Annotated in this window: 16 protein-coding genes; 9 read left to right on the top strand and 7 right to left on the bottom strand. The window is 56.1% G+C overall.

What is annotated here, in order from left to right; all coding sequences use genetic code 11:
- Window positions 1–34 precede the first annotated feature (34 nt).
- Complete coding sequence (locus tag HMPREF0045_RS03065) at window positions 35–658, bottom strand: superoxide dismutase (protein WP_005985409.1); 624 nt, start codon at window positions 656–658, stop codon at window positions 35–37.
- A 158-nt stretch (window positions 659–816) separates the two neighbouring features.
- Here HMPREF0045_RS03065 and HMPREF0045_RS03060 point away from each other — a divergent pair, with 158 nt between their 5' ends.
- The gene (locus HMPREF0045_RS03060) at window positions 817–1233 is read left to right on the top strand and encodes a hypothetical protein (RefSeq protein WP_005985408.1); all 417 of its coding nucleotides are present in this window, start codon (window positions 817–819) and stop codon (window positions 1231–1233) included.
- A 1-nt stretch (window position 1234) separates the two neighbouring features.
- On the opposite strand, the gene HMPREF0045_RS03055 is transcribed toward HMPREF0045_RS03060, so the two are convergent.
- Complete coding sequence (locus HMPREF0045_RS03055) at window positions 1235–2914, bottom strand: DEDD exonuclease domain-containing protein (protein WP_269146527.1); 1680 nt, start codon at window positions 2912–2914, stop codon at window positions 1235–1237.
- A 90-nt stretch (window positions 2915–3004) separates the two neighbouring features.
- On the opposite strand from HMPREF0045_RS03055, the gene HMPREF0045_RS03050 reads away from it, so the two are divergent.
- The 3 genes from HMPREF0045_RS03050 (at window position 3005) to HMPREF0045_RS03040 (ending at window position 6583) form a co-directional block, all read left to right on the top strand.
- Entirely contained in the window at window positions 3005–3859 is an 855-nt protein-coding gene (locus HMPREF0045_RS03050; RefSeq protein WP_005985404.1) for a lysophospholipid acyltransferase family protein, read from the top strand.
- Window positions 3860–3963: 104 nt separating this feature from the next.
- Window positions 3964–5193, top strand: a complete 1230-nt coding sequence (locus HMPREF0045_RS03045; RefSeq protein ID WP_005985403.1) for a pyrophosphate--fructose-6-phosphate 1-phosphotransferase — start codon at window positions 3964–3966, stop codon at window positions 5191–5193.
- A 70-nt stretch (window positions 5194–5263) separates the two neighbouring features.
- Entirely contained in the window at window positions 5264–6583 is a 1320-nt protein-coding gene (locus HMPREF0045_RS03040) for a class II 3-deoxy-7-phosphoheptulonate synthase (RefSeq protein WP_231196668.1), read from the top strand.
- Between the two features lie 102 nt (window positions 6584–6685).
- On the opposite strand, the gene HMPREF0045_RS03035 is transcribed toward HMPREF0045_RS03040, so the two are convergent.
- The gene (locus HMPREF0045_RS03035; protein ID WP_005985399.1) at window positions 6686–8128 is read right to left on the bottom strand and encodes a protein kinase domain-containing protein; all 1443 of its coding nucleotides are present in this window, start codon (window positions 8126–8128) and stop codon (window positions 6686–6688) included.
- Between the two features lie 62 nt (window positions 8129–8190).
- Window positions 8191–9297, bottom strand: coding sequence for a polyprenyl synthetase family protein (locus HMPREF0045_RS03030; RefSeq protein ID WP_040315688.1), 1107 nt, complete (start codon window positions 9295–9297; stop codon window positions 8191–8193).
- 115 nt (window positions 9298–9412) lie between these two features.
- On the opposite strand from HMPREF0045_RS03030, the gene HMPREF0045_RS03025 reads away from it, so the two are divergent.
- Together HMPREF0045_RS03025 and HMPREF0045_RS10665 are read left to right on the top strand one after the other, a co-directional pair.
- Entirely contained in the window at window positions 9413–9805 is a 393-nt protein-coding gene (locus HMPREF0045_RS03025; protein ID WP_005985395.1) for a universal stress protein, read from the top strand.
- Window positions 9806–9924: 119 nt separating this feature from the next.
- Complete coding sequence (locus HMPREF0045_RS10665; RefSeq protein ID WP_021603017.1) at window positions 9925–11535, top strand: RNA polymerase sigma factor; 1611 nt, start codon at window positions 9925–9927, stop codon at window positions 11533–11535.
- Window positions 11536–11658: 123 nt separating this feature from the next.
- Here the strand turns inward: HMPREF0045_RS10665 and HMPREF0045_RS03015 are convergent, their stop codons facing one another.
- Entirely contained in the window at window positions 11659–11874 is a 216-nt protein-coding gene (locus HMPREF0045_RS03015) for a DUF7455 domain-containing protein (protein WP_005985391.1), read from the bottom strand.
- A 130-nt stretch (window positions 11875–12004) separates the two neighbouring features.
- On the opposite strand from HMPREF0045_RS03015, the gene HMPREF0045_RS03010 reads away from it, so the two are divergent.
- A complete protein-coding gene (locus HMPREF0045_RS03010; RefSeq protein WP_005985389.1) occupies window positions 12005–14161 on the top strand; it encodes a DNA gyrase/topoisomerase IV subunit B in 2157 nt (718 codons plus the stop codon).
- 259 nt (window positions 14162–14420) lie between these two features.
- On the opposite strand, the gene HMPREF0045_RS03005 is transcribed toward HMPREF0045_RS03010, so the two are convergent.
- The gene (locus tag HMPREF0045_RS03005) at window positions 14421–15299 is read right to left on the bottom strand and encodes an N-acyl homoserine lactonase family protein (RefSeq protein WP_005985386.1); all 879 of its coding nucleotides are present in this window, start codon (window positions 15297–15299) and stop codon (window positions 14421–14423) included.
- 35 nt (window positions 15300–15334) lie between these two features.
- Window positions 15335–16540 (bottom strand): DNA glycosylase AlkZ-like family protein, encoded by a 1206-nt coding sequence (locus HMPREF0045_RS03000; protein WP_005985384.1) that lies wholly within the window; start codon window positions 16538–16540, stop codon window positions 15335–15337.
- Between the two features lie 104 nt (window positions 16541–16644).
- Between HMPREF0045_RS03000 and HMPREF0045_RS02995 the strand changes: the two genes are divergently transcribed.
- Complete coding sequence (locus HMPREF0045_RS02995) at window positions 16645–17226, top strand: hypothetical protein (protein ID WP_005985382.1); 582 nt, start codon at window positions 16645–16647, stop codon at window positions 17224–17226.
- A gap of 121 nt (window positions 17227–17347) precedes the next feature.
- Window positions 17348–19363 (top strand): M3 family metallopeptidase, encoded by a 2016-nt coding sequence (locus tag HMPREF0045_RS02990; RefSeq protein ID WP_005985380.1) that lies wholly within the window; start codon window positions 17348–17350, stop codon window positions 19361–19363.
- Window positions 19364–19595: the final 232 nt, after the last annotated feature.

Genomic DNA, 19595 nt, shown 5'->3' with positions numbered 1-19595 from the left:
GCTCGTTTTAGCTTGCTAGTTCAGCTTTGTGGTTTCAGCCCAGGATCAGCTGCTTGGCGTTAGCTACGGCGTTGTCTAGACGCTTGGCTACATCGTCCCAGTTGGCGATGTTCCAGATGGCCTTGACGTAGTCAGCCTTGACGTTGAGGTAGTCCAGGTAGAAGGCGTGCTCCCACATGTCCACCATGAACAGCGGTACGGTGCCCACGGGCACATTGGCCTGCTGGTCAAACAGCTGGAAGATGACTAGCTTGCCAGAGATGGAGTCATAAGCCAGTACGGCCCAGCCGCTGCCCTGAATACCCAGTGCAGTGGCGGTGAAGTGAGCACGGAACTTTTCGAAGGAACCGAAAGAGTCCTTGATGGCTTCAGCTAGCTCGCCCTCAGGCTCACCGCCGCCATTGGGGGAGAGGTTGTTCCAGAAAATGGTGTGGTTAGTGTGCCCACCCAGGTTGAAAGCCAGGTTCTTTTCCCACAGGTTAATGGCGCCGAGGTTGCCTTCTTCGCGGGCGGCGGCCAGGGCCTCTAGGGCGCTGTTAGCGCCAGCTACATAGGCGGCGTGGTGCTTGTCGTGGTGTAGCTCCATGATGCGCCCGGAGATGTGCGGCTCCAAAGCGGCGTAGTCATAGGGCAACTCAGGCAGGGTGTAGATGGCCATGTAGACTCCTGAAAAACTAGAGAATGCAGTTTAGGGCTTTTGTCCTAAAAATCGCTTGGCTCTAGTGTAGCCACAAATTGGTTAGCGCAGGTGTGAAAGATACACTTAACGCGAACATTTGTGTGCGTCCCTGCGGCGCCGCCACTCAGGAGGAAAACATGACTTCAGCGCCTGAATCAGACAGCGTGGAACTGCTGGTGTTTTCAGATGACTCAGATACTCGCCAGCAGGTGATCGAGGCAGTAGGACGCCGCCCAGATAAAGGCCTACCGCGAGTAACTTGGTTTGAGTGCGCCACCGCTGAAGCTGTGCGCCTAGCCCTGAAAGAAAACCCCAACCGCTTTGCTGCTTTAGTGTTTGACAGCGAAGTCAAAAAGTTCGGCGGTATGGGTTTAGCTCACGAACTCCTTACCGAAATGGACTCGCGTCCAGCAGTAGTTATGCTCACGGCGCGCCCCCAGGATGGTTGGCTTTCTGCATGGGCTCATGCCGACGCCGTAGTGTCGCGTCCGCTAGACCCGGTAGCGGTAGCTCATGCCGTGGCGCAGGCAATGCGCAAGCAGCTAGCTAAGTAATTTAGGTGTGGGCTAGTAGTTTGGCATGCCGCGCTGGCGAATCAATCGGCCACGATATATTCGCTTGCGGATCCAAACTCACTAGCCTAGCCCCCTCATCTAGCGCCCAGTCAGCCAATAGGTTGGCTTCTTCGAGCATAAGCGTGCCCATGATCCGCTCTGGCGGGGCGATGGGGCTTAAAAATGCTTCAAACTCGGCTAAAACATCTAAGGGGTAGACACCGCTGGGGCTTACCGCAGAGCCCAGTAGCTGCCCGTGGCTGATAGCCACAAATTCCCAGCCACCTAGGCTGCGTCGTCGTGCCGAAACCAAATAAGGGCAGGTAAACAGCGGGCGCAGACGTTGCACTCGCTCCAGGCCACGCACATAAGCTTGCAAACGTTTAGTGATCACCCCGGCGTCCTCATAGCGCTGGGCTTGAGCTAGCGTCTGAATACGCTGCATCAGCGGATCCACCACCAAAGTGGCATTATCGCTAAGAGCCTGGTAGGCCAAATCAGCTAGGGCGGGGTAGTCCTCATCGCTGACAGTGTCACTAATGCCCTTATCGCCCACCCTATCTAGGGCAAAAACTTCCTCAATCGCCACCCGGGCTGCATTAGCACTACGCCGTGAAGAATAGGGACCAATTACCCCACCTTTACTTAGCTGCTCGTAGTCAACGTAGCTAACAATCGACAGGCGCGGGCGCGGCCCGGCAGTTAGCTTCAACCAGGCTTTAGTGGCATGTTTACGTGAACGGCGGTTAGCAGGCGGGTCATAGAAACTAATTTGGCGCAGCTCTTGCACCCGCGCCTCAATCAGGGTGGGGTAGCGGTCATACTCAACCCGGTCAGCCACATCTAGCATGGTGGCAATATGCCCACGCGATTCTGAAGCGGTGAAATATGAACGCACACGCTGACGTAAATTCGTGGCGCTACCCACATAAAGCACCTGGTCACCGGGAGAATAGAAACGATACACGCCGGGGGCTTGCGGCAGATCGGCGGCCATGGCTGCCTTAGCGCGTCGTGAGGCGGGAACCGGATCGCAGGCGCTAGTTAGGTCCTCCATATGGGTTAGCCCCTGCAGGGCCACTTTCTCTAGGGCCGCATAAAGCACATCCACAGTGGCGCGGGCGTCGTCGAGAGCGCGGTGAGTAGGGGTAGTTTGTGCGCCCACAAACCGGGCCAAAGTACTCAGCTTATGGTTGGCCACATCATTGCGACTCCACGCCTTACGCGTCAGTTTTAAAGTATCCAGCACCCGCACCGAGGGCCAATCAAATCCAAAAGCTCCTGCTGCGCTGCGTAGATGGCTAACATCAAAGCGCGCATTGTGGGCCACAATCACTGTGTCAGGCTCGTCTAGGCGCGCCCAGCTCATAAAGTCGCCCAGCACTTCTTCTAGTGGCGGGGCGCTAGCCACCATGGAGGTGGTGATGCCGGTGAGCATGGTGATGTAGGCGGGCACAGCCGTACCCGGATTAGCTAAAGAACCAAACTCATCAAGTATCTCGCCCCCGCATACGCGCACCGCCCCAAACTCGGTTATAGCGTCAGGCCCAGGCTGTGCGCCGGTGGTTTCTAAGTCCACCACCACGAAAGTTACTTGCTCTAAGGGTGTGCCCATTTGCAGCAAGCTAGCCTGGTGAGGGTAATTAGGGTCAGGATTGGGCGCTTTAGCTACAGTGGACACAGTCGAAACTGTAATATCAATGTAGTACTTGTCTCCACACGCGCCCAGCCGCGCTAGGCGCCAGTTCACTAATGAGTTTCGGGAGGTTCCATGGGATACCGTGCGATTAAGGCGACGGCTGGACCGGCCATCCACATGATGTATCAACCCTGGATTCGTGGTGAAGAACATATTCCTGTTGAAGGTCCGGCTATCCTAGCTTCCAACCACCTGGCGGTTATCGACTCTTTCTTCCTGCCGCTGATGATTGAGCGCGAGGTGGCGTTCATTGGTAAATCAGACTATTTCACCGGTAAAGGCCTTAAAGGCTGGGGCGTGAAAAAGTTTATGACCTCCGTGGGCACCATCCCGGTGGACCGTCGCGGCGGCAAATATTCGATGGCGGCTCTGCAAGCCGGTATTGACCGGCTAAACTCCGGTGAGCTTTTCGGTATTTACCCTGAAGGTACCCGCAGCCCTGACGGACGCCTCTACCGTGGTAAAACCGGTGTGGCCCGCGTGGCACTAGCCACCGGCGCCCCGGTGCTGCCGGTGGCCATGATCGGCACCAATATTGCCCAGCCGATCGGCCAGGTAGTGCCGCGTTTGCACCGTATTGGGGTGGTTATTGGCCAGCCCCTAGACTTTAGCCGTTACCAGGGTCTAGAAAACGACCGCTTTGTTTTACGTTCTATCACCGATGAAATCATGTATTCCCTAATGGCTCTCTCAGGCCAGGAATACGTTGACCTATACGCTGCAGACGTAAAGAAAATGATGGATGCTGACAAGCTCAGCGCCGCTGAAGTGGTAGAGAAAATGCTGGCCGCCCAGGCTGAGGCCAACCCGCTGGCTATGCCGGTACAGGCCCCCGGTGGCCGCCAAGCCCCACTGACTAGTGTGCCCCAGCCGCCAGCTGAAGTTGAGGAGTCATCCGCCCAAGGTGAGGAAGACTCAGCTAAGTAGTCCCGTTAGTCCCTTTGACTCGTGCACCAACAAAGGTGAGCGAGTACACTGGTAAAGAAATCTGTGGCCGCAGGCCATGTACACCCACAATTGAAAGGTTCTCGATGTCGGTTCGTCGCGTCGCCCTTCTAACCGCGGGCGGTTTCGCCCCCTGCCTATCCGCCGCTGTTGGTGACCTCATTGAGCGTTACACCGAGGTAGCTCCCGAGGTTGAGATCATTGCTTACCAGTATGGCTACCACGGCCTGCTGACCGGCAACTACATCGTCATTGACGAGGAGGCCCGTAAGAACGCTGGCCTGCTGCGCAACTTCGGTGGTTCCCCCATTGGTAACTCTCGCGTCAAGCTGACCAACGCCAAGAACCTGGTTGAGCGTGGTCTAGTAGCCGAAGGTGTAGACCCGCTGGCATTCGCTGCCGAGCAGCTACGCAAGGACGGCGTGGACGTGCTACACACCATCGGTGGCGATGACACCAACACCACCGCTGCTGACCTAGCCGCCTACCTACACGAGCACAACTACGAGCTAACCGTAGTGGGCCTGCCCAAGACCATTGACAATGACGTAGTGCCGATCCGTCAGTCCCTGGGTGCCTGGACCGCTGCTGACGAGGGCGCCAACTTCGCCTTCAACGTAATCGGTGAGCACCGCTCCAACCCCCGCATGCTGATCGTGCACGAGTGCATGGGTCGTAACTGTGGTTACCTAACCGCCGAGACCGCCCTACGCTACCGTCAGCTGCTAGACACCAAGCAGTGGGCTCCCTCCCTGGGCCTAACCCGCGAGCGCTGGGACGTGCACGCTGTCTACCTGCCCGAGGTCAAGCTGGACATCGCCGCTGAGGCTGAGCGTCTAAAGGCCATCATGGACGAGCAGGGTAACGTCAACATCTTCCTGTCTGAGGGCGCTGGCGTTCCTGAGATCATCGCCGAGCTAGAGGCTGCTGGTGAAGAGGTACAGCGTGACCCCTTCGGTCACGTCAAGCTAGACACCATCAACCCCGGCCAGTGGTTCGCCAAGAAGTTCGCCAAGCTCATTGGCGCCGAGAAGGTTATGGTCCAGAAGTCGGGCTACTACTCTCGCGCAGCTGCTGCTCACCAGGAAGACCTAGACCTGATCAAGAGCATGTGCGACCTAGCTGTTGAGTGCGCCCTGCGCGGCGAGCCTGGCGTAATCGGTCAGGACGAGGAAAACGGTGACGTGCTAACCGCCATTGCTTTCCCGCGTATTGCCGGTGGCAAGCCCTTCAACATTGACCAGGACTGGTTCAAGGGCCTGATGGAGGGCATCGGCCAGCACGTTGAGCCCTCTGACGCTCCTGTGGAGCACTGAGCTTAAACGCTACTGAGGTGGCCCCCACGTTTATGTGGGGGCCACCTTTTTTGCCCTTATGATTGGGCCTATGCGTAACTTTGATTGGCGTTCGTGTCCGGCGGCTCAGCAACCGTCCTATCCCGATCCCCAGCAGTTAGCTGACGTGGTTAACGATCTACGACGTCGTCCGCCGCTAGTGTTTGCCGGTGAAGCTGATTCTTTACGGGCTGATATGGAGCGTGCTGGCCAGGGTGAAGCCTTCGTGTTGATGGGTGGCGACTGTGCGGAGTCGTTTGAGAAGGGCGACGCCACCACTATTCGTTTAAAGGTACAAACCATTTTGCAGATGGCGATTGTGCTTACCTATGGGGCCTCCATGCCGGTGGTGAAAATTGGGCGTATGGCGGGCCAATACGCTAAGCCGCGCTCTGCTGATACTGAAACTCGCAACGGGGTAACCTTGCCGGTTTATCGCGGCGATTGCGTTAACGGCCATGAGTTTACTAAGTCGGCCCGCGTTCCAGATCCTAAGCGGATGCTGGATGCATATTTACGCTCTGGTACTACGCTGAACCTGATTCGTGCTTTCACCATGGGTGGCTATGCCTCACTTAGCGAAGTGCACTCATGGAACCGGGGTTTTACTGAAAACCCGGCCTATGCGCGTTTTGCCACTATGGCGGGGGAGTTGGACCGCTCTATGCGCTTTATGAAAGCCGCTGGGGTGGATTTTGGGGCGCTAACCCAAGTTGATTTCTACTCCGCCCATGAGGCGCTGCTGCTTGACTATGAAGACGCTATGACGCGTGAAGATTCACGTACCGGCGACCCTTACGACACCAGTGCCCATATGCTTTGGATTGGTGAACGCACCCGTGACATCGACGGCGCCCATGTGGCCCTGCTTTCGGGTGTGCGTAACCCTATTGGGGTCAAGATCGGTCCTGACGCTAGCCCTGATGAGCTCTATGCGCTTATGGATAGGCTTAACCCCAGTGGTGAAGGCGGGCGCATCAGCTTTATTACCCGCATGGGGGCAGACCTGATTGAGGAGCGTCTGCCAGCCCTGGCCCAGGCGGTTAAGGCTGACGGGCGTCCGGTTACCTGGATTTGCGATCCGATGCACGGCAACACCATTACTTCTGAAAATGGTTACAAGACACGTCGTTTTGCCGATATTTTGGCTGAAACCCGCAGTTTCTTCCAGGTGCATCGCGCTGTTGGGACCGTGCCTGGGGGTATACACGTAGAGCTGACCGGCGATGATGTCACTGAAGTTTTAGGCGGCGGTGAGCATATCGCTGAAGCTGACTTAGCCCAGCGCTACGAAACCCTGGTTGATCCGCGCCTAAACCACCAGCAGTCCCTAGAGATTGCCTTTGAAGTGGCAGAAATGCTGCGTAGCTAAAGCCACCTAAAGTTTTGAGCCCACGGCTTGCCGTGGGCTCAACGCTTTGGTGCAGGGTGGGTTTTTGGCGCCAGCGCGCCAAAAACCCACAGCCTGGCTGCCCTAGCTGCCGCTAGAAATGGTTAGGGTGACCGTATCACCGGTTTTGGCGGTAGTACCGGCAGTAGGCTGCTGGCTAATTACTTGGCCCTTGGGTACGGTGCTAGAGCTAGCTGAAATACCGGCGGCTTTTAGCCCTACATCGTCTAGGGCGGTTACTGCATCGTCTTGGGTTTTACCGGTTACGTCAGGAATTGAAACCTGTGAGGGTTTATCGGGGCTAGCCAAAATGTAGGCGCCAATTCCAGCCAGTCCGGCCAGTGCCAGTGCGGTAGGGATACCAACCAGCAGGCCACGTCGACGCAGGCCCTCATCGTCGTCGTCGCTATAGCTTTGCTGCCAGCCAGTATCAGCCATAGCGGGCATCTGAGGCTGGTAGGTGGGGGTGGAGTAGTAGCTGGGGGTGCTGTACTGCCCGCTGTTACCGCTGGTAGCAGAGAAGTTGGAGGGAGCTGAGGCGGCAGAATAAGCCGACTTGGAGGTAACCGGTGCACCGGGCTGGTTTGGCCCCACATTTACCCCGGCTACGTGCTGGCTAGAGACCGGCATGGGGTCTACCAGAGTGTGGCTTTCTTCAGAATCCAAATCGTGCTTGAGCACATTGGCCGGAATGGTAGCCACTAAACGCTCAACCAGCTCCAAAGCCTTAGTGGCGTTGGCGGGGCGAATATTTAAATCATGGTTGGTTAGCGCGCTGACAATCTCGTCGATCTGCGGTGGTAGCCAAGGCACCAGCTTGGAGGGAGCCGGAATGGGCTCATTTACGTTGAGTAAAGCTACCTGTACTGGGGTGTCAGCCGTAAAAGGCTGCGTACCAGTTAGTAGCTCATAGAAGGTAACGCCTACCGCAAATATGTCGGCGCTAGTGCCGGCCTTACCGGTACGCACCAGCTCAGGGGACATGTAGGCTACGGTCCCCATAACCGTGCCGGTAGCGGTGGCGGTAACGGCGTCGGCGGCGCGGGCTAGACCAAAGTCTGCCACCTTAGCGGTTTTACCGTTCTTGGGTAGCAGTACGTTTTCAGGCTTAATATCGCGGTGGATAATGCCGATGCGGTGGGCGGTTTCCAGGGAGGAAAGTAGCTGCTTGGTTAGCTCAATGGCGCGTCCAAGCGTGTAGCCACGAGTGGCGATGAACTTACGCATGGTAATGCCATCGATCAGTTCCATCACCAGGTACGGGCGTCCGGAAGGGGTTTTGCCTTGGTCATAGACGGCAACAATTCCCGCATCCGATAGCTGCGCGGCCGAATGGGCTTCACGCTTAAAACGTGAAACGAAAGCTTCATTGTCGGCCAGGTGCGAGTGCATAACCTTAATGGCTACCTCGCGCCCTAGGCGGTGGTCATAACCGCGATAGACGACAGCCATTCCGCCCTGTGCCAAGCGTTCGCGCACCTCATAGCGCTCATCTAGAACCTGGCCTAAAACGGAATCTTTACTCACGTGCCCTAGTCTATGGGGTTAACAAATTCTATGCATGGTCTATAGCTGGGAAATTAATGAATTTAAGCTTGGCGAATGGTTAAAACCTGAGCTAAGACCTGCAAATCAGCAATAATTGAGGCCCCCAGAGCATCGTGGCTAAGGCAAGCCAAACCGCGCTTTAAGTAGTCGTTGATAAGTTGTTCGTGCTTTTCGTAGGCCCCGCAGTCCTTCATTAGATCCGCTACGGCTGCGATTTGCGTCTCAGATGCGTCCGGGTTGCCGACGACGTCGCTTAGTAGGGCGCGGCCGTTAGCTCCCGCTAGCTGCCAGGTCAGCCCTACCAAGACGGTACGTTTGCCTTCACGAATATCGTCACCAACGGGCTTGCCGGTGACTTTAGAGGAGCCGAATACGCCCAGCTCATCGTCACGTAGCTGGAAGGCGGCCCCCACATTTTCACCATAAGTTTCTAGGGCTTTTACAGTCGGGCTAGCTGGGGCGGCGCCCGCTAGTAGCGCGCCAATGATTAGCGGGCAGGCCACCGAGTAACGGGCTGACTTGTGTTTAATAACCGCTAGCGACTGGGCCACCATTTGCTCGCCGTCAGATCCGTTAAGTGGCAGGTTTTCGTTGCGTACATCTAGGTACTGGCCTAGCGCCACTTCCGCACACATGTGGTTAAAAGCATTAACAGCGCCGTAGTTTCCAGTTACCTCACTTGCCTGTGTGACCAAATCGCCACCCCAGGCTAGTAGGGCGTCGCCCGCCAAAATCGCTGCAGCCTGCCCAAAATTACTGTCGCTACCACGCCAACCATTAGCTCCATGTAGCTTAGAAAAGGCCACGTGAGTGGCAACTTGGCCGCGTCGGGTCAGGGCGTGGTCAATGACGTCGTCGTGAACTAGGGCACTAGCCTGATAAAACTCTAGACCCACTCCCAGCGCTGCTGCTTGGGGTGAAGTTAAAGCCAGTTTGTAAGCCCCAAACTCACTGGCGTAGGCGTAGCCAATAGCTCCCAAAATGGCGCGCATACGTTTACCGCCTGCCAGAGCGCTGGACAGTATGGTAAAAACTTCATCTAGTGCTGGCGTGTTACGCCACGAATCAGCATAATCACCAAGATGTGCACAGACCTGAGCATCAAAATGGGGGCGGAGATTAGCTAGGTGTGCTGGCAGATCGCTCATAGCTACACAATAGGCGATCAGTCACATTTGTGGTAATGCGTCTGGTTTGTGAGTAGGCTGAATGAATGGTCAAACAGTCTCTGACTAGGGCTAATACAAAACGAGGTGCAAAAAAATGGCTGTCATCATGAGCTATCACGGTACTGTGGAATCGCGCGCTGCCTTAGTGGAAGCAGTGAATTTAGCTAAGCGCTTAGATGAAAAGCTTCTATGCGTATATGCCCAAAAGCATCGCGGTGACGATCAGGCTGTAGATAACCAGGTGATGGAAGTGCTCCATGATGCACTGGGGCAGGAAAATCTGGAATATGCGGTACAGCTATGCCCACGCGGCAAGGATGTAAGTGACTATGTATTGGAAGCTGCCCGCGAAAACCACGCCTCCTACCTGGTGATTGGTTTGGCTCACCGCTCACATTGCGGCGGTATGAATATAGGTCCTAACGCCCAGCGCCTGCTACTTGAAGCTCCCTGCCCGGTGGTCACCTACACCACTAAGCTCAACTAATGTTGGCACATTGCGTAACCAAAATAGGAAACGGCGGGAATAAAAGCTAAACTAGCGGGGTTGTACCCCAAGATAGTGGCAAAATTGCCCCTATTGTCGATGTTTTGGTGCGCGAAAGGATGTCCGTGGCTCCCAATAAAGCTAGTCGCAAGCCGGTTGATGCTGAACTGGAATTCGACCCGGAGGATGAGGAATACGACGAATCCCTTGAAGAAGACCTGGTAGACGAGGACTTCGAGGAAGATTCTGAGCAGGACTCTGACGAGGATGCCGATGAGGAGAGCGACGACTACGATGCCGAGCCCGCGCCGGCTCCCGCTCCTGAAAAGCGTGACTACTACCTGGATGTAAATCTGGAAAACAATGGTGACGGCTCTAAAAAGTCACCGTTCAACACTCCTGCCGCTTTCAAAGACATCCGCCTAGCCCCCGGCTCCACCCTGTTTGTGCGCTCGCACACTGTGGTTAAGGATCTGGAGATCGTTGGTGACGGCACCCTGGAAGAGCCCATCACCCTGGCTCCCTATGGTCACGGCCCGGTACCGCGCTTCATCTACAAGGGCTCAGCCCCCATGGTAGCCCGTGACTTCCTGACCCAAAACGGCCTGGTATTTCGCGGCTGGGTAATTAAGGGCATCAAGATGCAGCCCTCCATTGCTGCCCTAACCGGTGACCTAGAGCGTGTGCGTCAGGAAGAGGCCGAAAAGGCTAACGCCAAGAAGAAGGGCAAGCGCTCTAAGAAGGAAGAGAAAAAGGGCTACACCGTTAACGACTCTGATGAGGGTGACGAGCCGGCACAGAAGGTAGTTACCGCTGGTGCTACCGCCGACCCGGTTAAGGACTACCTCAAGCAGATCGGTAAAGTTGCCCTACTTAACGCCGTCCAAGAGGTGGAGCTAGCCAAGCGTATTGAGGCTGGCCTCTACGCTGAGCACATCCTGGCCGACAAATCCGCTGAGCTGACCAGCAAATACCGCCGTGAACTGTACTGGATTACCCAAGACGGTCAGCGCGCCAAGAACCACCTGCTGGAAGCTAACCTGCGTCTAGTGGTTTCGCTAGCTAAGCGCTACACCGGTCGCGGCATGTTGTTCTTGGACCTGATCCAGGAAGGTAACCTAGGTCTAATCCGCGCTGTAGAAAAGTTTGACTACACCAAGGGTTACAAGTTCTCCACCTACGCCACCTGGTGGATCCGTCAGGCTATCACCCGCGCCATGGCTGACCAGGCCCGCACCATCCGTATCCCGGTGCACATGGTTGAGGTAATCAACAAGCTGGCCCGCGTGCAGCGCCAAATGCTGCAGGATCTAGGGCGTGAACCTACCCCAGCTGAGCTGGCTGTAGAGCTCGACATGACCGAAGAAAAGGTCATTGAGGTGCAAAAGTATGGGCGTGAACCCATCTCGCTGCACACTCCGCTAGGTGAAGACGGTGACAGCGAATTCGGTGACCTGATTGAGGACTCCGAGGCGGTTGTGCCCGCAGACGCCGTATCCTTCACCCTGCTGCAAGAGCAGCTGCACGCAGTGCTTGATACCCTCTCTGAGCGTGAAGCTGGCGTGGTGTCTATGCGCTTTGGTCTAACCGATGGCCAGCCCAAGACCCTAGATGAGATCGGTAAGGTTTACGGGGTTACCCGTGAGCGTATCCGCCAGATTGAATCTAAGACCATGAGCAAGCTGCGTCACCCCTCACGTAGCCAGGTGCTACGCGACTACCTGGACTGATACCAGAGTTAAAGGTGGCCCCCTAGCTAAGCTAGGGGGCCACGTTACTTTGGTTGTCGGTTAAGTTAATGGTTAGTGCTCAGTCGCGCGATAGCTGTGGGTCAGTTGAGCAATGGTTGTTGCTCAGTCGAGCTCGTCGGTGAAGTCATCAATGCGCAAAGCCTGGGCGCGCAGCGCCTCCAAGTTGGCTTTGCCGTGGTGGGCGCAAAACAGTAGTGGCCCGTTCATTAGTACCGCGCGCATGTAAGCGCGCGCCCCGCAAAGGTCGCAGCGGTCTGCCACATTGAGCGGCTCAACCGCCTGGCTAGCTGACTGATTCAATACGCTGCTAACATTCATGGCTTAATACCAACACAGGTTTTTAAGTTTTTGTCCTTCTAAAGCCCTATTTTTGCTGTTGGCGCAGTGTGTTCACCCACAGATACACCCGCAATATGCATTAATTGGCGCAATCAGATAGGTTGTACACGTGTCCGAAGCCCCTGCTTACTCCGCTCGTCATCTGTCCGTTTTAGAAGGCCTAGAAGCGGTTCGCAAGCGTCCAGGCATGTATATCGGTTCTACCGATCAGCGTGGACTGATGCATTGCGTTTGGGAAATAGTAGATAACGCCGTTGACGAGGCGCTTGAAGGTTACGCCAAAAATATTGACGTCTTCGTGCATACAGATGGCTCAATTGAGGTGCGTGATGACGGGCGCGGGGTGCCGGTAGACACTGAGCCTTCCACTGGGCTAAGCGGCGTGGAATTGGTTTACACCAAGCTGCATGCCGGCGGTAAATTCGGTGGCGGCCTCTACGGCGCTGCCGGCGGTTTGCACGGGGTGGGCGCCTCAGTGGTTAACGCGCTATCTGCCCGTATGGATGTGCAGGTAGATCGCGGCGGCAAAACCTACGCCATGAGTTTTAGGCGCGGCGAGCCGGGAATCTTTGATGATTCACGCGGCATGAGCCCCAACAGTCCCTTTACTGCCTTCGATGAGGCCAGTGAACTGCGGGTTGTGGGTAAGGTCAAGCGTGGGGTTAGCGGCACGCGGGTGCGTTACTGGGCTGACCGTCAGATTTTCCCTAGCCCCAATGACTACGACGGCGCCGCTTTGGCCGCGCGATTACGGCAAACCTCGTTTTTGGTGCCTGGGCTGAGCCTGCGGCTAATCGATGAGCGAGCCAGCGTCGTCGTCGACAATGAAACTGTCAACAGTGAAACTGAGGCAACTGACGCCCCGCAAGCCACCACCGAACCCCAAACCTACCTGGCCTTGGGGGGCACCGCCGACTTCGTTGACTACCTGGCTAAAGACGGCTCAGTGACCGACACCTTCCGCCTCACCGGCCAAGGTACCTATAACGAGACCGTCCAGCAGCTTGACGAGCGCGGACACCTGCGCCCGGTAGAGGTGGAGCGCACCTGCCAGGTGGATGTGGCGCTACGCTGGGGGATCGGGTATGACACCTGTGAGCGTTCTTTTGTAAACATTATTGCTACCCCCCTGGGTGGCACTCACCTAGCTGGCTTTGAGCAGGCGGTAGTTAAGGTGATGCGCAAGCAGATCAGTGCCAATTCGCGTGCCTTAAAGCTAAACTCGCGCGACGGCAAAATTGAAAAAGATGACGTTCTAGCTGGCCTGACCGCAGTGGTTACTGTGCGCGTACCCGAACCGCAGTTTGAGGGGCAAACTAAAGAAGTTCTAGGCACCGCCCCGGTGCGCGCCATTGTGGCCGCAGTGGTGGAAAAAGAGCTAACCGCCCTGCTTAACAGCCCCAAGCGTGACCTCAAAACCCAGGCGCGAGCCCTACAAGAAAAAATTGTGGGGGAGATGCGTGCACGCGTCAGTGCCCGAATGCATAAGGAAATTACCCGCCGTAAAACTGCGCTGGAAACTTCCACCCTGCCCGCTAAACTAGCTGACTGCCGTAGCGACGACGTGGCCACATCCGAGCTGTTTATCGTAGAGGGTGACTCGGCGCTGGGCACCGCCAAAAATGCGCGTAACAGCGAAAACCAGGCGTTGCTACCTATTCGCGGCAAGATCCTTAACGTGCAAAAAGCTTCAGCCGCAGACATGCTGCATAACGCTGAATGCGCAGCCATCATCCAAGTGGTGGGAGCTGGCAGTGGACGCACTTTCGATATTTCTTCAGCCCGTTACGGCAAGGTTATTTTGATGACTGATGCTGACGTCGACGGCGCACACATTCGCACCTTGCTGCTGACGCTGTTCTTCCGCTATATGCGCCCCATGATTGAGGCGGGGCGAGTATATGCGGCAGTGCCGCCACTACACCGCATTGAGGTCAGTGCTAAAGGGCGCAAAAAGAAGGAAGTTATTTACACCTACTCTGATGAAGAGCTGGTTAACACTTTACGCAAGCTGGAAAAGCAGGGACGCACCTTTAAAGAACCCCAACGCTATAAGGGCTTGGGTGAAATGGACGCTCACCAGCTAGCTGAAACCACTATGGAACCCCAGCACCGGATGCTGCGTCGAATCACGCTAGCTGATGAAGCAGCGGTGGAGATAGCCGAATCCACTTTTGAGCTACTTATGGGTTCAAGCGTGGCGCCTAGGCGCGAATTTATTATTGACAACGCCGATGAGGTAGACCGCGAGCGCATCGACGCCTAAACCGTAGAGCTAGCTTCTAAACCATAGAGCTAGCTTGCTACCAAGCTGCCCGCATGTCGCAACCGGGCTGATCTATACAAAACTTTAAAACCTCCACAAAAACGTCTCCCGCCGGCCTTGGGCCGGCGGGACAAACGTTAAGTTGGCGTGTTTAAAGCAGTCTGCTAGGAAGCGCCACCTAAATCAGTCAGCGGGGGGTTTACGGTCTAGTCTCGCTAGAGAGCGCCAGCAAGATCAGTCAGCTGAGGTTTTAGCTGCGCTAGAACTGGATAGTTTCGGGGATAATTTCAGGGTCGTGGCTGGCGATTACGCCCAGACAGCGCGGATCTTTAGACACCTGACGAATCCAATCCAGTGAGCGGCGTGCCCAACCGGCATTGATAACCATGCCGGGGCGTAGATCCTCTTCGAGGGAGCGGCGCCCATAGCCGGCGTCGGAGGTAAGCAAAATGAACTCGCGCCCGTCGTGGACGCCGTCGCCAGAAGCATTAGGTACCCAGCGGGCCGGGTCAGAGCTGGAAATGTTAGATGAGCGGATAATGGTGCCAGTTAGCCCATAGGAGTGACCTGGCAGGGCCACCGTAACCACGGAGCCATCTCCGTAAACATCAAAGCCTGCATCCCAGGGACCAATTTTGGTGTTCCACGGGTAGGTGTTGATAGCTACATGCTTCCACTGGTGGGGTAGGTAGCGCAGGTGGTCTCGCTTAGCGGCGCACCACTCGGCTTTAGAAACCATAATGCCAGGGGCCTCTTTAACTAGCCGCAACCCATCAGCGTGATCGCAGTGCAGGTGCGAGAGCATCACTAGGTCAAGATCTTTAGGGCTAATACCCATTTGCGCTAGCTGCTCATCAATAGCCTGACCTTGCGGTAAAACAGCCCGTTTGGCGGGGTATTGCTGGCGCAGGTTAGCTATCTGGCCTAGTTTGGTGCGGTTATCTGGGTGCCAGCCGGTGTCAATCAGCATGCGCCCATGGGGGCCCTCAAATAGGTAGCACGATACTGGTACCTCAACTAACCGTGAGTCATCACGCAGCAGGTGAGTCCAGGCTAACGGGTGGTCGCTGGGGCGACGGTAGGGCAAAGCCTCGTCAACGATAACGCTGCCGGTGTGAAAAATAGTAAGGGCTGACATTTTGGAGTCCTAGGGAAAGGGGTCAAGCTTATGACCTATTGTAAGCTTTCTAACCTATTGCCGACTAGTTTATTGACTCGTTTGTCCATGTAAGCGCTGGGTTTGTCTAACCAGATAACCTCGCCAGATGCCGGGCGTACCGCGATAAGCCGGCCATTATTAACAATTAAAGGCCTAAATAAACCATTAGCGTTGGGACAAATAAGCTTTTCACCTGCTTCATCAGTAAGACAGGTGCGGTTGCGATAACCCACATGTAGCTCATCAAAAGCTGGTAAATAAATTAACCTGCGAGCTTGGGATAGATTATCCGTTAACAGATCAGGCAAATCTGCGCGCATATATAACAGTTGATTATACTCTTTGACAGCTTTAGGTGGCGCAGCGGGGGTAAATGTATTTTTCTCGATTTTTACGCGGATAATTTGCTTAATGTCACTACTGTCACTGGCGGCATCTTCAAGAGCCTGGCGGGCCTGAGTTACTGGTAAAGCGGTCCAGCGTGCCAGGTCAGCTACACTTACCGGGCCGTGCCCGTAGGCGTAGCGCCTAGCTACTTCCATGCGCGCTGCACGCAGATTGGTCGGGTCAAATTTATAGCCGCTAGCCGCGCTGGTGGCGGCAGGTAGGCAGGTAGCGTCAATGAAACGATGTTCATTGGTGCCCATAGGGCCCTCAACTACTAGGCCGTTTCGATCCAGCTCCCACATCATCAAGGTACACCAACGGTTAACTCGGGCCTGCTCGGTGGGGGGAGCCTGCGGGGAAGTAGCATTTTGGGCTTTAACAGCTAGGCCTGAGAGCACCCACAGTGCAAACATGTCTTTGCGTCTAATCCCTTGCTCTCCCGCATGGGTTTTAACTAGCTGCCAAGCGGTCTCTAGGTCAGTTTCGCTAATGCCCCCTAGAACTAACTGGTTGCGCAAACTATAGGTGGAGCGCTGATTTAGGGTTAGCCGAAGCCAGTGGTAGTCAGCGGCGCTAGTAATATGTACCGTGCCGCGCATTGGCCGCGAGCGCACTAACTCTAACTGGTTAAAAGCTGTGCTTACATCACTGAACTTTGCGCTCGGGGTGCGCTCCAACAGTGCATGGGGTAGGGCTGAAACCTGCTGGCCTTGCACCGCCAGCAGATTGCTAACTGCCTGCACTACGCTAGTAGCACTAGTGGCAGGCACTAAACCTTGGCTGACAATGCGTGCCAGGCAGATCATAACCGGTAGGGTAGGACACGCACTCATATCTGACTCCTAAATAGCTGACATTTTTAAGATAATCTGGCTAAATAGCTAAATCTGCCAGCACTGAACTAGGATAAGGGCACCGAGGCATTACAGGGGGAAAATTGGGTAATACCAGCGCTAATGGGGCCAGCTATCACTTGCCCGACAACGTAACTTACGATGACGACGTCGACCCTGATTTCTCGCATGCGGTTGGCTTTGGTCCGGCCCAAGACGAGCAGGTACCTACCTGGCTGGCCCTGGCTAAATACGCTGCCTGGTTTACGTTTTCGCAGGTAATAACCCTAATCGTGTATATGGTGGTGCGCTCTTATCTGTACACCCCGGTAAGCCAAATCAGTGTCCCACTAGGATTGCTACAGTTCCTAGATTCCTTCACGGGGGTGGGGTCGCTAGGTCCCTTCATGCTGCTAGCCGTATTTTTCTGTGCCGGGCCTAAAATTCGTCAGGTGCGCGCGCTAATTTCCTACCCCTTCGTGGTGGTCATGGCTTTGCTAACCACCTGGGTGATGCTGTTTTTTGAAGACGCCACGCGTAGTTTCTTCCACGGGGCGCTGATGCTTGATATCGCCTATTGGGATGTTAGCCGCTACGCCCTACCGTGCGCTGGGGTGGGGGCGCTGCTCGGTTTTGGCTTGCGCCATCTGTTCCACTGGGTGCGTGATCGCTGGCTAAACCGCTAGCTGACCAAAACAGCCCAAAGGCGACTTAACCGCTACGCTTTGGGCGCCGTCGGGGTTATATGCGCACCCAAGGGGCCAAAGATTACGAATATGTAGCGAGCAAGTGTGCCAACATAGGTACATGAGTGAACTTTTCTCAGCCGCTATCGCAGCCATGGAGGCCGATCTAGACCCGGCTAACCCGCTAGCTAAGCCCTGGAGCCTAGAACTGGGCCTACCTGACTTTAGCGTGCTAAAGCATGAAGATTTTGAACCAGCTATCCGCGCCGGTATGCGCCAGCAGCGCGCCCAGTGGGAAGCTATCGCCACCAACCCGCAGCCACCCACCGTTGATAACACCGTGGTGGCCTGCGAGCTTAGCGGCGCCCTACTTGAACGCGCCCTAATCGCCTTAGGGGCACTAACCTCAGCCACCTACTGCCCGGATCTTGATGACCTAGAAGAGCGTCTAGCCCCTGAACTGAGCGAGCACTCTGACGCCTACTCGCTAGATGCGCGCATGTACCGCCGCTACAAGCAGCTGGCCGAATCTGGCCAGGATTTTGACGAGGAAACCAAGCGCGTCATCACCCTGGCTGTAGAGGAATTTGAGCGCGACGGCGTAGCTCTAGAAGGCGAAGACCTGGCCAAGCTACGTGAACTAAACGCCGCCATCACTAAGCTTTCGGCGCGTTTCCACACCCTGGTTACCGACGAAATCCACGCCAATGGGGTAGCTAACTTTACCCTCACCCCGCAGCTGGCCACGCTAGAAAACCATGATGAACGCGTAGCCCTACTTAACAAGGCTAAGAGCCGTAACTTTGGCGGCGAGCGCGACACCCGTCAGATCGTTGAGCAGCTAGCTAAGCTACGTGCCCAGCGCGCCCAGCTGTTGGGATTTGAACACCACGCCGCTAGTGTGGCCGCAGAGTCTGCAGCTAAAACCACGCAGGCCGTAAACGCTATGCTTTCGCGCCTGGCTGGCCCGGCTATGGCCAACGCCCGTCGTGATGGACAGCGTCTAGCCCAGCGTATGGCCCAGGCTGAGCCTGGCGTCGAGTTCACCACCGCTGACTGGCTGCGCTACGAGGAAGCCGAGCGTAAAGAACTGTTCGGTGTCGATGACGAGATTTTGGCCCCCTACCTGGAGCTAAATAACGTCATTGACGGTGTTTTCTTTGCCGCCAACCGCCTCTACGGCATCACCTTCCACGAGCGCGAAGACCTGGCCGCCCACATGTACGACCCTGACCTGCGTGTATGGGAAGTGCGTGAAGCTGACGGCAGCGTGCTGGCGCTATTTGTGGGCGACTACTACGCCCGCGAGGGTAAGTCTGGCGGCGCCTGGATGAACACCCTCAATGAGCCCAGCGGATTGACTGGCACTAAGCCGATCATCATTAACTGCCTGAACATCACCAAGCCCGCTTCTGGCCCCACCTTGCTCAGCTGGGACAACGTAATTACTTGCTTCCACGAGTTTGGTCACGCCCTACACGGCATGTTTGGGGCCACCTACTACCCGTCAGTTAACGGCACTAACGTGGCCCGCGACGTGGTGGAGTTCCCCTCGCAGTTCAACGAAAACTGGGCGCTGCACCCCCAGGTACTGGCCCGCTACGCCCGCCACCACGTAACCGGCGAGCCCATGCCCGCCAACCTGCTAGAGCAGCTGCGCGCCCAGGGTAGTTTCGGCCAGGGCTACATGACCAGCGAATACTTGGGCGCAGCCCTGCTAGACCAGGCCTGGCACCAGCTTGCCCCCGAGCAGGTACCCACTGAGGCTGAGCAGGTGGAGGAGTTTGAGCACCAGGCCCTAGCTCAGGCCGGTATCGACGACGCCCTAGTGTTGCCGCGTTACCGCACCGCCTACTTCTCTCACGCCTTTGGTGGGGGCTACGACGCCGCCTACTACGCCTACATTTGGAGCGAAGTTATGGACGCCGACGCGGTGGCTTGGTTCCGCACCGCCGGCCTGGGTGCGATTGGCACTGAGGCTGACAACGACGGCGGACTTAACCGCCAGGCCGGTCAGCACTTCCGTGATGAGTTCCTCAGCCGTGGCGACAGCCGCGAGGCGGCCCTTAGCTACCAGCGCTTTGCGGGACGTAAGCCCAGCTTGGACCACCTACTCAAGCGCCGTGGTTTGGACTAAACACGCCCCGGGCACATTGAGGCTATGGTTAGGACATGGAGACTAACCCTGATGCCTCACTTGGTCACTTAATTGCTGCCCTTAAGCAGTATCAAGCAGCTAGCGCCGCCGGTGAAACTTCGCCGGCGGCGCTAGCTGCAAAAAGGCAGTTAACACAAGCTTTTGCTGACTGCGAGCAGGCCCTGGTAGATCCGGCAGAAATTAGCAGTGCACTAGCAAATAGCTCCAGCCC

The sequence above is a fragment of the Actinomyces graevenitzii C83 genome, assembly GCF_000239695.1.
Lineage (GTDB): Bacteria > Actinomycetota > Actinomycetes > Actinomycetales > Actinomycetaceae > Actinomyces > Actinomyces graevenitzii.
The sequence above is the reverse complement of the archived record's forward strand: the minus strand, read 5'-3'. Positions and strand labels throughout refer to the sequence as shown.

Bases quoted from the DNA above. Each gene is read 5' to 3' on its own strand.
- HMPREF0045_RS03030 (WP_040315688.1), bottom strand. From the start codon at position 9,297: ATGAGCGATCTGCCAGCACACCTAGCTAATCTCCGCCCCCATTTTGAT.
- HMPREF0045_RS03025 (WP_005985395.1), top strand. From the start codon at position 9,413: ATGGCTGTCATCATGAGCTATCACGGTACTGTGGAATCGCGCGCTGCC.
- HMPREF0045_RS03060 (WP_005985408.1), top strand. From the start codon at position 817: ATGACTTCAGCGCCTGAATCAGACAGCGTGGAACTGCTGGTGTTTTCA.
- HMPREF0045_RS10665 (WP_021603017.1), top strand. From the start codon at position 9,925: ATGTCCGTGGCTCCCAATAAAGCTAGTCGCAAGCCGGTTGATGCTGAA.
- HMPREF0045_RS03005 (WP_005985386.1), bottom strand. From the start codon at position 15,299: ATGTCAGCCCTTACTATTTTTCACACCGGCAGCGTTATCGTTGACGAG.
- HMPREF0045_RS03065 (WP_005985409.1), bottom strand. From the start codon at position 658: ATGGCCATCTACACCCTGCCTGAGTTGCCCTATGACTACGCCGCTTTG.
- HMPREF0045_RS03050 (WP_005985404.1), top strand. From the start codon at position 3,005: ATGGGATACCGTGCGATTAAGGCGACGGCTGGACCGGCCATCCACATG.
- HMPREF0045_RS02990 (WP_005985380.1), top strand. From the start codon at position 17,348: ATGAGTGAACTTTTCTCAGCCGCTATCGCAGCCATGGAGGCCGATCTA.
- HMPREF0045_RS03015 (WP_005985391.1), bottom strand. From the start codon at position 11,874: ATGAATGTTAGCAGCGTATTGAATCAGTCAGCTAGCCAGGCGGTTGAG.
- HMPREF0045_RS03000 (WP_005985384.1), bottom strand. From the start codon at position 16,540: ATGAGTGCGTGTCCTACCCTACCGGTTATGATCTGCCTGGCACGCATT.
- HMPREF0045_RS03045 (WP_005985403.1), top strand. From the start codon at position 3,964: ATGTCGGTTCGTCGCGTCGCCCTTCTAACCGCGGGCGGTTTCGCCCCC.
- HMPREF0045_RS03040 (WP_231196668.1), top strand. From the start codon at position 5,264: ATGCGTAACTTTGATTGGCGTTCGTGTCCGGCGGCTCAGCAACCGTCC.